The organism is Lentzea aerocolonigenes, assembly GCF_000955955.1.
GTDB classification, from domain to species: Bacteria; Actinomycetota; Actinomycetes; order Mycobacteriales; family Pseudonocardiaceae; genus Lentzea; species Lentzea aerocolonigenes_A.
Genome location: NZ_JYJG01000238.1, coordinates 1 through 12872, shown reverse-complemented (window position 1 = coordinate 12872; position 12872 = coordinate 1). Strand labels below are relative to the sequence as shown.

Sequence of the window (12872 nt, the reverse complement as noted above, 5' to 3'; positions counted from 1 at the left end):
AGTGAGTGCTTGGCCGCCCGCCCCGATCAGGACCGAACGGCTGGTGCTCCGCCAGTCGGAAGCCCGCGACCGCGAGCAGTACATCGAGTTGTTCGCCTCATCCGAGGTCGGCACCTACATCGGCGGCGCCAACGCACGCGACGAACTGGAGCGGACGGTCCCCGAAACCCCAGGACGGCGCTTCGGCTCCTTCGTGGCAGAGCTCGACGGCACGATGATCGGCATGATCACGTTCGACCGGCGCGGCCCGGAATGCCGGGGCCACCTCCGGCCAGAAGGCGGCGAGGCCGAGCTCGGCTTCCTGTTCCTGCCGACGTCCTGGGGCCGCGGATACGCCGCCGAGGCATGCGCGGCGGCGCTCGGCTGGTTCGCCGGAGCGCATCCCGGTGAGCCGGTGGTGCTCACCACGCAAACCGCCAACGACGCCGCCGTGCGCCTCGCCCAGAAGCTCGGGTTCACCGAGCTCGAACGGTTCGAGGAGTGGGGCGCCGAGCAGTGGTTCGGCGTCTGGACGAGCTAGTGGCGCGACCCAGAACGGGCCACGCCCCTAGTCCTCGTCGTCGACCGGGCCACCGCCGCGCATCAGGTAGATCACGGACTCCAGCTCGTCCGGCTTGATCAGCACCTCGCGCGCCTTCGAGCCCTCGGACGGACCGACCACCCCGCGCGTCTCCAGCAGGTCCATCAGGCGACCCGCCTTCGCGAACCCGACGCGGAGCTTGCGCTGCAGCATCGACGTCGAACCGAACTGCGACGTGACGATCAGCTCGGTCGCCTGCACCAGCAGCTCCAGGTCGTCGCCGATGTCGGCGTCGATCTCCTTCTTCTCGCCGGCCTTCTGCGCCGTGACGCCGTCGGTGTACTCGGGCTGGGCCTGGTTCTTGGTGAACTCGACAATCGAGGAGATCTCCTCGTCGCCGACGAACGCGCCCTGGATGCGCACCGGCTTCGAGGCGCCCATCGGCAGGTACAGGGCATCGCCCATGCCGATCAGCTTCTCCGCGCCCGGCTGGTCCAAGATCACTCGCGAGTCCGTCAGCGAGGAAGTCGCGAACGCCAGCCTGGACGGCACGTTCGTCTTGATCAGACCGGTCACGACGTCGACGGACGGACGCTGGGTCGCCAGAACCAGGTGGATGCCCGCGGCACGCGCCTTCTGCGTGATGCGGACGATCGCGTCCTCGACGTCGCGCGGCGCGGTCATCATCAGGTCGGCGAGCTCGTCGACGATCGCCATGATGTACGGGTACGGGCGGTAGACGCGCTCGGATCCCGGCGGCGCGGTGATCTCGCCGGACTTCACCTTGCGGTTGAAGTCGTCGACGTGGCGCACCCGGTTGACCTGCATGTCCTGGTAGCGCTGCTCCATCTCCTCGACGAGCCACGCCAGCGCCGCCGCCGCCTTCTTCGGCTGCGTGATGATCGGCGTGATCAGGTGCGGGATGCCCTCGTACGGCGTCAGCTCGACCATCTTCGGGTCGATGAGGATCATCCGGACCTCGTCCGGCGTCGCGCGGGCCAGCAGGGACACCAGCATCGAGTTGACGAACGACGACTTGCCGGAACCCGTGGAACCCGCGACCAGCAGGTGCGGCATCTTCGTCAGGTTCGCGGTGACCATGTGGCCCTCGATGTCCTTGCCGAGGCCGATCACCATCGGGTGCGTGTCCTTGACCGTGGACGGCGCGCGCAGCACGTCGCCCAGGCGCACCATCTCGCGGTCGCTGTTGGGGACCTCGATGCCGACCGCGGACTTGCCGGGGATCGGGGCCAGCAGGCGCACGTTGTCCGTCGCCACGGCGTACGCGATGTTCTTGGTCAGCGCGGTGATCTTCTCGACCTTCACGCCGGGGCCGAGCTCGACCTCGTACCGGGTGACCGTCGGACCGCGGGTGAAGCCGGTGACCTGGGCGTCGATCGAGAACTGGTCCAGCACGCCGGAGATCGCCTCGATCATGAGGTCGTTCGCCTTGCTGCGGGTCTTCGGCGCGTCGCCGTCCTTGAGGACGTCCGGCGGCGGCAACTGGTACTCGCCCTCCACCGCGCGCACGGCCATCGCCGGCGCGGCGGCCTTCTCCTTCTTCGCGGCGGGCTTGGGCGCGGGTTCCGGCTCCTCCAGCGGAAGCTCGGCCTGCTGCTCGTCCTCGACGGGTTCGACGGCCTGGCGACGCCTGCTGGGACGGCGCAGGCGAACCGGCTTCGGCTCCTCGGCCTCTTCCTCCTCGGCGGGAGCGTCGGAGTCCTTGGACGTGCCGGGGTGCAGCAGCGAGCGGATGCGTTCGGGCGCCTGGCGAATCGGCGTGTGCGTCACGACCAGCAGGCCGTACGCGAAGATCAGGAACAGCAACGGCCCGGCGACCCACGGCGTGAGGCCCTGCGCGAGGAACCCGCCGGCCAGATACCCCAGAGCCCCACCGGCGGTGCGGCGTTCGACCGGGTCCATCGGCAGGCCGCCGATGAGGTGGAACATGCCGAGCACGCCGATCATCATCAGCAACGTGCCGATGATCAGCCGCGGCCGTGCGTCCGGCTTCGGGTCGGTGCGCATCAGCGTCACGCCGATGCCGAGCAGCACGACCGGCACGATCACGGCGGGGAACCCGACGGAGCTGCGCACGGCGATGTCGACCCACTGGCCGACGGGCCCACCGGCCTGCCACCACACACCGGCGCCGGTGATGACGGCCAACGCGATCAGCAGCAGCCCGAGCCCGTCACGACGATGTTCGGGATCCAGATCCTTGGTACGGCTGACCGTCCGCACGAGGCTGCCGACACCACGCCCCAGCGCGCCCCACACAGCACTGATCGCGCCACCGCTCTTGCGCGGAGCGGGCTTTCTGGACGCGGTGGATCGCGCCCGCGGCTTGGCTGGAGCTTTGCCGCGTGACGTGGTCTTTCGTGAAGTCCCTGTACGCCCGGCCATGTGTATAAGGTAGTCCCTCGCGTCTCACCAGCCCCGTTTGCAACTGGGACGCGTGCGAAACCTCATGGTTCCCCGGATCCGGCACGGTGTCGTTCCGACACGCCGTACGCTGCCCCGCGTGTCCACACCGCTCTTCTGGCGCGTGCTCATGGCGATCGACCGGGGCTTCGTCGCGCTGACCGGCAAGCTCGAGGTGTCCGGCGACGTTCCACCAGAGCTGCTCGGCAAGCCACTGCTGCTGGCTTCCAACCACATCGGCAACCTCGACCCGTTCGTGCTCATCGCCGCGTGTCGCAAGCTGGGCATCAACCCGCGCTTCATGCTCGCGGGCGGGCTGCTCGACGCGCCGGTCATGGGGCCGGCGCTCAAGGCCTGCGGTCACCTGCGCGTCGACCGGGCGTCGGCGAACGTCGGCGAGGCCATGCACCGTGCGGTCGAGGCGCTGCAGAAGGGCGGCGACCCGATCGCCGTCTACCCCGAGGGCAAGATCACGCTGGACCCCGGCATGTGGCCCGAGCGCGGCAAGACCGGCGTCGCCCGGATGGCTCTGGGCGGCGGCATTCCGGTGATCCCGATCAGCCAGTGGGGCGCCCACGAGGCCGTGTACTGGGGCAACCTGCACGTGAACGGCTGGCGAGACTTCCTGCCGTACCTGACGTCGTGGGTGTCCGCGATCCGCAGGCGCCCGACGTTCAAGGTCCACTTCGGCAAGCCGGTCGAGTTGTCCGATCTCTCGGAAACGACGATGGGTGACGCCCGCCGCGCCCACGAGCGGATCATGCGCGCTATCACCGAGGGCTTGGCGCCGCTGCGTCTCGACGAACCGGGCCTGCCGCGTTTCCACGACCCGACGCGCCCGACGACCGGCTCCTCCCCTTGGCGGCCCGCCTGATCGAGTAGGCGACGACCGTGATCAGCATGAGGAACGGCATGGGCCTGCCCGTCCAGAGGCTGATCGCGAAGTCGCCTGCCGGGATCGCCAGCGCCAGCACGAAGGTGGTGGCGCTCGCCGTGGGCACCTTGATCTTCGGGTCCGCCCAGGGCGTGCGCCCCCACGGCTTGGCGACGCTGAGCCACGTCTGGAACGCGATGGCGCCGACCATCAGCCCGGTGCCGACCGGCATCCACGCGGTGACACGGCCTTCCGTCGCGGCCTGGAGGTTGTCGCTCAGGATGAAGATGCCGATGTAGAGCTGACTGACCGTGATCCCGAACTTCGCGAGCACCCACCAGTGCCGAAACCATCCCCACGGTGTCGTGGCGCTGAGTGCCATGCCGGTGAACGCGCTGGTGTTGGCCATGATCGCGAGCACCTGGTGGTCGAGCACCCTCGCCATCTCGAAGGCTTTGACGTCACTCGTCTTCATGCCGTAGAGCACCAACGCCAGCAACGCCACGGCCTGGCTGAGCCAGCCGACGGACGTGACGACGTGCAGCCACACCAGCAGGGTCCTCGCGCGCTTCTGCATGACATGTAGCTTGCCTACGCATCAGGCCGCGCGCATCAGGGATCACCCCTACTGAGCAACTCGGTCCAGCCATTCGCTCAGGAGCGCGTTGAACAACTGGGGCTGCTCGATCTGCAGGTTGTGCCCCGCGGTGTCCAGCACGGCGAACGTCGCATACGGGTAGTGCGGCAGCAACGGGTACACGTCCTCATAACCGGTGACGTGGTCCTGGCGTCCGGTGAGGATCAGCGCCGGCCTGTCGTAGGTGCCGAGCTCCGGACCGTCCGAGAGCTCCCAGCGTTGCTGAATCCTCGCCATCGCTGCCAGATCCGCGACCTGCAGACCGGGAACGATCTCCTCCGCGAACCGCCGCGCCGTCTCGGCCGTCCGCACCACGGCCATGCCGTCGAACTGCTCGGCCAGCGCGGGATCGAGCTCGGCACCGTCCGACCGCCGCAGCTCGAACGCCGGCACCGTCCTGTCGGCCGCGTGGACCGCCGTGCCGGTCGGGCAGATCAACGCCAGCCCGGCGACCTGCTCGGGGCGGCGGTGAGCGAGAGCGCGCGCCAGATACCCGCCGTAGGACTCGCCGATCAGCAGGAACGGGCCGTCGATCTCCTTGTCGGCGAACTCCTCCAGCGCCGCGAGCACGTCGTCACTCGACTCCACACCGTCCGCCGGCGACTTCCCCATCGCCGGCAGGTCGGGATACAGGCGCCGATAGCCGGGCCTGGTCGCGAAGAAGGGCTCCAGACAGCCCAGCATCAGGCGGTGGTCGGGGGTCCAGCCGTGGATGGCGAGCACCGGGGTGCCCGCACCGTGTTCTACGAAATGCACAAGGTCTTTCTATGCCAACTCGTGCAGACGTGCGCGCACTTCCGGCGTGAGCGGGTGGTCGTAGTCCTCGTAGATCGTCAACGCTTCCAGCAGGTGCGTGCGCGCGACGTCGGGCTGACCTGCGCTCGTCTCCCCCAAGCCGTGCAACGCTTCCGCGAGACTCTTGCGGTCGCCGAGCACCCGCAGGAACGACAGGGCGTGCCGGAACGAGTCGCGCGACTCGACCCGGTCGCCCAGCTTGAACTGCGCCCAGCCGATGCTCACCAAAGCCATCGCCTTGCCGTGCATGGCGTCGTGCGAGTCCATCAGCTCGAACGCCGTCCGCGCCGACGCCAGCGAAGCCTCGTACTGACCGGCTGACCGGAGGATGTCGCTCAGGAACAACCGCGTGCCGCCCTCGCCGAACCACGAGCCCACCTCGGCGTGGCGGTCCAGCGCCTCGCCGAACCGGTCGACGGCCAGGTCGAACTGACGCAGGCCGCCGTACGCCATGCCCAGACCGGTGAGGCTCCAGGCGGCTCCAACAGCATCACCGATGTCGCGGCGGATCGACAACGCGCGGTCGAAGAGCTCCAGTGCGTCGGCGAAGCGCTGGCCGCGGAAGGCCGCCAGACCCTGGCCGTGCACCGCCCAGGCACGGGCGCCCTGGTTGCCGTCGCGGGCCGCGCTGCGTTCGGCGACGCGGTACGTGCGGGTCCACTCGTCCAACGCGCTGGAGACGATGAAGTAGTTCCAGAGCGCGACCGGGATCTGCCACGCCGTCGGCGAATGCTCCTCCTCGGCCAAGCGGCTGACGGCCAGCAGGTTCGAGGATTCCGTGCGGCACCACGTGAAAGCCTCGTCGTGCGAGGTGAAGTCCTGAGTGGACAGTGGTGGTAGCAGGAACGACGGGTGGTCCGGCGGCGCGATCACGGTGCCGGCGGCGTTCGCGGTGTCGGAGTACCACTGCAGCAGGCGTCTCACGGCCTCGGCGCGACCGTCGGACGACTCCTCAGTGGCACTGAGTTCGGTGGCGTACAAGCGAAGCAGGTCGTGCAGGCGGTAGCGGCCGCGGGCGACCTCCTCCAGCATGTGCCCGCCTGCCAGCACGTCCAGCAACACCCGCGCCCTCGACACCGGCACGCCCGTCAACGCAGCGACGGCGGTCAAGCTGATCTCGGCACCCGGATGCAGGCCGATGAGCCGGAACATCCTGGCAGCGTCGGGTTTCAGCGCCAGGTACGACCACGAGAAGGCCGCGCGCACGGCCGTGTCCTCGTCGTCGCCGGTCGCCAGGACGTTCAACCGGTCGCGCTCGTCCGCGAGGTCGTTGGCCAGGTCGGTCAACGTCAGGTGCGGGCGAGTCACGACGCGTTCGGCCGCGATCCGCACCGCGAGAGGCAAGTGACCGCACAGTTCGACGAGCTTCGCCGCGGCAACGGGTTCGGCGGCGACGCGGTCCGCCCCCACCGCGGAAGTCAGCAACGCCAACGCTTCGTCGCGGGTCAACGTCGACAGCGTCACCGAATGCGCGCCATCGCGAGCCACGAGCCCGCCGAGGTGGTTGCGCGAGGTCACCAGCACCATCGACGACGACCGGCCCGGCAGCAACGGGCGCACCTGCTCGGCGAGACGGGCGTTGTCGAGCAGCACCAGCACGCGTTTGCCCGCCAGCACACTCCGGTACAGCGCGGACTTCGCGGGCAGGTCGTCCGGAATCCGTTCGGCCGGAACGCCGAGGCTCTGCAGCAACTGGTGCAACGCCGCCGCAGGCTGCACGGGCGGCGACGACGCGTCGAACCCGCGCAGGTCGACGTGCAGCTGGCCGTCCGGGAAGCGATTCGCCACCTGGTGCGCGAACCGGACGGCGAGAGCGGTCTTGCCCACTCCGCCAGTGCCGGTGATGGCCACGAGTACGGGTGAGTGGTCGTGCGGAACGACTTCGGAGAGCTTCGCGAGTTCTTTGGCGCGGCCGGTGAAGTCGCGGATCTCGTGGGGCAGCTGGACCGGCACCAGGACGGGTGCGGCGGGCTCCGGCTGCGGATCATGGCGGCCGACGAGCAGTTGTTCGTGGAGCTGGCGGAGTTCGGGGCCGGGTTCGATGCCCAGTTCCTCGATCAGCAGCCGGCGTAAGTCGGTGTAGACGGCCAACGCCTCGGCCTGCCTGCCCCCGCGGTAGAGGGCGGACATCAGCAGGCCGTGCAGCCTCTCTCGCAGCGGATGCGCACTGACCAACGTCGTCAGCTCGCCCGCAACCTCCGCCTCCCGCCCGACGGACAGCATCAACGCGGCACGCTGCTCCACGGCCGTGAGTCGCAACTCGGCAAGGCGCGCGCGTTCCACCGCGGCGAACGGGCCGGGAACGCCGTCCAGAGCAATGCCGCGCCACAGCCCAAGAGCGTCGTCGAACGCGCTGATTGCCTCCGCGGGCTGCGCGCGCAGACGTCCCGCGTCGTCCAGATGGGCGCGGAACATCGCGGCGTCGGAGCTGGCGGGTGGGAGCCTCAGCAAATATCCAGCGTCTGTGGAGAGCAGCACCGAACTCGGCGCGCGCGAGGCCCTGCCAGGTTCGAAAAGACGCCGCAGACCAGCCACGTAGGTGTGGATGCCGTTGTCCGCACTGGCGGGCGGCTCGTCGCCCCAGACGGCGTCGATCAGCTCACTGCGCGACACGACGTGGTTGGCGCGCAGGGCGAGCACGGCGAGCACGGCTCTCTGCCGCGGCGGACCCAGGGTGAGCTCCTGACCGTCCACCGTCGCCGCGAGCGCGCCCAGCAGGCTGACGCGCAACTCGTTCTGCACCCTTTGTCCCACTCCGTCGCTGTCCGCAGTCACCTAGCAACCTACCGTCAGTTTTCGTCCAGAAGCCATCCAGAGTCCGTGCAGAGACCTTCTCCACACTTCACATCAGGTGGATTGGGCCGAAATGAGGGGGCGGAGAGATGAACGCGGCCGATGTCTTCGACACTTTGGGGTTGGAGTACCAGCGCGCTTGGTCGCACCAGCCCGCACTGCACGGCACCTTGGCCTGGTTCGCCGCGACCCAGCCCTCCGGCTCTCGCGTGCTCGACATCGGCTGCGGCACGGGCGTTCCGGTGGCGCGGACGTTGGCCAAGGCGGGCATGAAGGTCACCGGCCTGGACGTCTCGCCGGTGATGGTCGACATCGCGACCGCCCAGGTCCCAGACGCGGCGTTCCACAAGATCGACATCCGCGACTTCGAGTCGCCCGCCGGTTCGTGGGACGTCATCTGCGCCGTCTTCTCCCTGCTGCAGATGCCGCAGGCCGAGATCATCCAGACCCTCGGCCGCATCTCGGCGTGGCTGCGACCGGGCGGCCACTTCTTCCTGGCCACCGTCGCCGTCGACGCCGAGCAGGTCACGCTGCCGTGGATGGGCCAGGAGATCGAGGTGTCGTCGTTCTCCGAGCAGAACTTCGAGGCCCACCTCGCCGACGTGGGCCTGCGGGTCGTGCGCCGGAGCCGGCCGGTTTTCACGCCGTCCTACCCCGGCGCGATGCCCGAGGAGTCGCTGCACCTGGTGTGCCAGCGCCCCTGACGCAGCCAGTCCACCCACGGCGCGCGCACGTCACCACCGAAGCTCGCGCAGAGCCCGTTGCTCGTGCGTGAACTAGAGACACCCGCGCACCGGGACGTGACTGCCCATCAGTGCTGCTCTGCGAGCGCGCGGCCGATGAAGTGCGCCGACAGCAAGGCGAAGATGTAGGCCTGCAGCACCTGCACCAGTGCTTCCAGGAAGATCAGCCCGATCGCGAGCGCGAAGCCCAGCACCGACGCCGGCTTCAGCCAGATCGGGCCGTGCAGCAACAGGAACTCGCCGCCGAGCGTGAACACCAGCACCAGCAGGTGGCCCGCGAACATCGCCGCGAACACCCGGATCATCAGGTTCACCGGGTCGAAGAAGAACTTGAGGATGACCTCGGTCGGGATCAGCAGTCCCCACAGCACCGGCTTCGGCACGTCCGGGATGATGAACTGGTTGCGCAGATAGCCCTTGAGGCCGAACTTCCTGATGCCCACGATGTGGTAGAGCGGGTAGATGATCACCACGACGGCGAACGGGAAACCGCTGTGCGTGAACGTCGGGAACTGCACGAACGGGATCAGCCCGTAGAGGTTGTTCACCAGCGCGAAGCAGAAGATGCTGACGATCAGCGGCACGTACGGCGCGAACTCCTTGGCGCCGATCTGCTCGCGCGCGATCGTGTTGCGCCCGAAGTCGTAGACCGACTCCGCGGCGAACTGCCAGCGCGTCGGCACGAGTTTCAGGTTCCTGGTGGTGATCAGGAAGAACGCCAGGATGATCGCGATCGACAGGACCAGCAGGACCTGCGCCTTGCCGACATCGAGGTCGAACGGCAGTCCGAACGGCTCGTGCCAGGTGAAGATCGGCGGAAGAAAGACATCTTCCTTGCCGGGTGGAGAGAAAACGTCATCGGCCATGAGGCGACCCCCTCGTCCATGGTCTGGGACTAGACCTTAGCGAACCCTCAACATCAGGTCACAGGCGGGTCACAGAACGTGGGCGCGCAGTCGGCAAGACGACGACCGCAGCGCGGCATGCGCGCACAATCCGCAGGCTTGATCAGCCGAGGGTCGCGGCGGCCGTTGAAGCGGACCCCGATGCGGCGCTGCTGGACCTGGAGGAGCCGGTCCTGATCGACGAGTGGCAGCTCGTACAGTCCGGGAACTCGCCCGACGACCACTCGACGTGCCACCGTTCCTCGAACGAGCACAGACCGGTGAGTTCGACAGCCCGTCCAACCCACTGGATCTGCGCGGCTACCTGGAACTCGCCGTGGGCGGCGGCTTTCCGCAGCTCGCCGCAATCGCCTACGAGAAGCTGCTGGACCGACCTGTACATCGTGGACGTTGTGCGCGCGTGGCACACGAACCGGTTGAAGCGCCTGGTAAAACTGCCGAAGCACTACGTCGTCGACACCGGGCTGGTGAGCGCCGCACTCGGTGTGGACCTGCACGCCGTCATGCTCGACGGTGATCTCATGGGCAGGTTGCTGGACACGTTCGTCGCCGCACAACTCCGGGCAGAACTCCAGCTCTGCGAACGAGGAGCCACGCTGCACCGGCTGCGCGACGAGCTCGGCGACAGGTTCGTCGCCGGCATCGTCTTCCACACGGGGCCGCGGGTGTTCCCGCTCGACGAGAAGGTGTCAGCTGTGCCGATCTGCGCGATCTGGCACAGCTGACCCGAACTCAGACCGGAATGACGGTGGGCACGATCATCGGGCGACGACGGTAGGTCTCCGCCACCCAACGCCCGACCACGCGACGCACGGCCTGCGCCACGCGGTGCGTGTCCGTGATGCCCTCGGCCTCGGTACGCGCCAACTCCATCTCGACCAGCGGCACGACCTGGTCCAACGCCTTGGGGTCGTCGGAGAAGCCGCGCCCCGAGATCGTCGGCGACGACACGGGCCGCCCGGTCGCGGTGTCGATGGCGACGGAGATCGAGATGAACCCGCCCTCCCCCAGCACCAGTCGATCGGACAAAGTGGACTCACCGACGTCGCCAACGGACAGGCCGTCGACGTAGACGTGGCCCACCACAACGCGTCCGGACACCGAAGCCTTGCCGTCCACCAGGTCCACGACGACGCCGTCCTCGGCGATCACGACGTGGTCCTCGGCGACACCGGTGGCGACGGCCAGAGCGGCGTTCGCGCGCAGGTGCCTCCACTCGCCGTGCACCGGCATCACGTTGGACGGCCGGACAGCGTTGTACAGGAACAAGAGCTCGCCCGCCGGTGAGTGACCGGAGACGTGCACCTTGGCGTTGCCCTGGTGCACCACGGTCGCGCCGAGCTTGGCCAGGCCGTTGACGACGTTGAAGACCGCGTTCTCATTGCCGGGGATCAGCGACGACGCCAGGATCACCGTGTCGCCCTCGCGGATCGAGATCTGGCGGTGGTCGCCGCGGGCCATGCGGGACAGCGCGGAGAGCGGCTCGCCCTGCGAACCGGTGGAGACGAAGATGACCTCGTTCTCCTCCATCCGCATCGCGACGTCGAGGTCGACGAACAGCCCGTCCGGCACGTTCAGGAAACCCAGGTCGGACGCGATGCCCATGTTGCGGACCATCGAGCGGCCGACGAACGCGATCTTGCGCTTGTACTGCACGGCGACGTCGAGCACCTGCTGGACGCGGTGCACGTGCGAGGCGAAGCAGGCAACGATGACCCGCTGGTCCGCCTTGCGGATCACGTTCTCGAGCACGGGGCCGATCTCGCGCTCCGGCACCACGAAACCGGGCACCTCGGCGTTGGTCGAGTCGACCAGGAACAGGTCCACACCCTCGTCGCCCAGGCGCGAGAAGCCCGCCAGGTCGGTCAGGCGACCGTCGAGGGGCAGCTGGTCGAGCTTGATGTCACCGGTGTGCAGCACCAGGCCCGCGGACGTGCGGATGGCCACGGCCAGCGCGTCCGGGATGGAGTGGTTGACGGCGAAGAACTCGAGCTCGAACGGCCCGTACGAGCGCCGCTCCCCCTCCTTCACCTCCACGAGGCGCGGGGTCTGGCGGTGCTCACGACACTTCGCGGCGAGCAGCGCCAGCGTGAAGCGGGAACCCACGACCTGCACGTCGGGGCGCAGCTTCAGCAGGAACGGCACGGCGCCGATGTGGTCTTCGTGGCCGTGGGTCAGGACGATGGCATCGATGTCGTCGAGCCGGTCCTCGATGGCGCGGAAGTCCGGCAGGATCAGGTCGACGCCCGGTTGGTCGTCTTCGGGGAACAGAACGCCGCAGTCGACCACGAGCAGCCGGCCGGCGTGCTCGAAGACGGTCATGTTGCGGCCGACCTCGCCAATTCCGCCGAGTGCGACGACCCGAAGGCCGCCTTCCGGCAGTGCGGGCGGCAATTCGGTCGATTGGGTCACGCGTTTACTCCCAGTTCGGCCGCGATGGCCTCGATGTCCTCGGCCGCGGCGGGCACCAGCGGCAGACGCGGGTTGCCCACGTCCAGTCCGCGCAGGCGCAGTGCGGCCTTCGTGTACGTCACGCCGGGAACCCGGCGGAATGGTCGCAGCAGCGGCAGCAGCGACTCGTGGATTTCCTTTGCCCGGACCACGTCTCCGGCTTCATACGCATCAATGAGATCCCGCAGGCGGTCTGCGGCGAGGTGACCGATGACGCTCACGAACCCGACGGCGCCGACGGAGAGCCACGGCAGGTTCAGCGGGTCGTCGCCCGAGTAGTAGGCGAGATCGGTCGAGGCGATCACCCGGCTGCCCGCGTGCAGGTCGCCCTTGGCGTCCTTCACGGCCAGGATCCGCGGGTGCTCCGCCAGGCGCAGGAGCGTGTCGACCTCGATCGGCACGACCGCGCGCGGCGGGATGTCGTAGAGCATCACCGGCAGCTCGGACGCGTCGGCGACGGCGGTGAAGTGCGCCAGCAGACCTTCCTGCGGCGGCCGCGAGTAGTACGGCGTCACCACCAGCACGCCGTGCGCGCCTGCCTTCGAGGCCTGCTCCACCAGGTGGATGCTGTGCGCGGTGTCATAGGTGCCCGCGCCCGCCACCACGGTCGCCCGGTCTCCCACTGCCTCCACAACAGCCGTGATCAGCGCGGCCTTCTCGCGGTCGGTCGTGGTCGGGCTCTCCCCGGTCGTGCCGTTGACGACCAGGCCGTCGTTGCCCAGGTCCACCA

The 12872-nt window shown here is 68.6% G+C and carries 12 protein-coding genes; 4 read left to right on the top strand and 8 right to left on the bottom strand.

What is annotated here, in order from left to right; genetic code table 11:
- Position 1 precedes the first annotated feature (1 nt).
- Positions 2–520, top strand: coding sequence for a GNAT family N-acetyltransferase (locus UK23_RS28455; RefSeq protein WP_045314733.1), 519 nt, complete (start codon positions 2–4; stop codon positions 518–520).
- A 27-nt stretch (positions 521–547) separates the two neighbouring features.
- On the opposite strand, the gene UK23_RS28450 is transcribed toward UK23_RS28455, so the two are convergent.
- Entirely contained in the window at positions 548–2926 is a 2379-nt protein-coding gene (locus UK23_RS28450; RefSeq protein WP_045314732.1) for an FtsK/SpoIIIE family DNA translocase, read from the bottom strand.
- A 148-nt stretch (positions 2927–3074) separates the two neighbouring features.
- Between UK23_RS28450 and UK23_RS28445 the strand changes: the two genes are divergently transcribed.
- Positions 3075–3818, top strand: coding sequence for a lysophospholipid acyltransferase family protein (locus UK23_RS28445; RefSeq protein WP_231114718.1), 744 nt, complete (start codon positions 3075–3077; stop codon positions 3816–3818).
- Here UK23_RS28445 and UK23_RS28440 read toward each other — a convergent pair.
- From UK23_RS28440 to UK23_RS28430, 3 genes are read right to left on the bottom strand one after another with little or no spacing between them, the layout of a single operon-like run.
- Positions 3715–4395, bottom strand: a complete 681-nt coding sequence (locus UK23_RS28440) for a hypothetical protein (RefSeq protein WP_045314731.1) — start codon at positions 4393–4395, stop codon at positions 3715–3717. The genes UK23_RS28445 and UK23_RS28440 overlap by 104 nt on opposite strands.
- Before the next feature lie 48 nt (positions 4396–4443).
- Positions 4444–5211, bottom strand: a complete 768-nt coding sequence (locus UK23_RS28435; RefSeq protein ID WP_045314730.1) for an alpha/beta fold hydrolase — start codon at positions 5209–5211, stop codon at positions 4444–4446.
- Between the two features lie 9 nt (positions 5212–5220).
- Positions 5221–8025, bottom strand: coding sequence for an AfsR/SARP family transcriptional regulator (locus UK23_RS28430; protein ID WP_082115044.1), 2805 nt, complete (start codon positions 8023–8025; stop codon positions 5221–5223).
- A gap of 107 nt (positions 8026–8132) precedes the next feature.
- Here UK23_RS28430 and UK23_RS28425 point away from each other — a divergent pair, with 107 nt between their 5' ends.
- Complete coding sequence (locus tag UK23_RS28425; RefSeq protein ID WP_045314729.1) at positions 8133–8747, top strand: class I SAM-dependent methyltransferase; 615 nt, start codon at positions 8133–8135, stop codon at positions 8745–8747.
- Positions 8748–8854: 107 nt separating this feature from the next.
- Here the strand turns inward: UK23_RS28425 and UK23_RS28420 are convergent, their stop codons facing one another.
- Together UK23_RS28420 and UK23_RS55090 are read right to left on the bottom strand one after the other, a co-directional pair.
- On the bottom strand, positions 8855–9652 hold the full coding sequence (locus UK23_RS28420) for a F0F1 ATP synthase subunit A (RefSeq protein WP_045314728.1): 798 nt from the start codon (positions 9650–9652) through the stop codon (positions 8855–8857).
- Positions 9653–9794: 142 nt separating this feature from the next.
- Complete coding sequence (locus UK23_RS55090) at positions 9795–10073, bottom strand: hypothetical protein (protein WP_052685141.1); 279 nt, start codon at positions 10071–10073, stop codon at positions 9795–9797.
- A 1-nt stretch (position 10074) separates the two neighbouring features.
- On the opposite strand from UK23_RS55090, the gene UK23_RS55085 reads away from it, so the two are divergent.
- The gene (locus UK23_RS55085) at positions 10075–10416 is read left to right on the top strand and encodes a DUF4143 domain-containing protein (protein WP_052685140.1); all 342 of its coding nucleotides are present in this window, start codon (positions 10075–10077) and stop codon (positions 10414–10416) included.
- Positions 10417–10423: 7 nt separating this feature from the next.
- On the opposite strand, the gene UK23_RS28405 is transcribed toward UK23_RS55085, so the two are convergent.
- Together UK23_RS28405 and dapA are read right to left on the bottom strand one after the other, a co-directional pair.
- Complete coding sequence (locus tag UK23_RS28405) at positions 10424–12103, bottom strand: ribonuclease J (protein WP_045314726.1); 1680 nt, start codon at positions 12101–12103, stop codon at positions 10424–10426.
- Positions 12100–12872, bottom strand: a 773-nt coding sequence (gene dapA, locus UK23_RS28400; RefSeq protein WP_045314725.1) for a 4-hydroxy-tetrahydrodipicolinate synthase, incomplete at its 5' end; no start/stop codon positions are given. The genes UK23_RS28405 and dapA, both read right to left, overlap by 4 nt.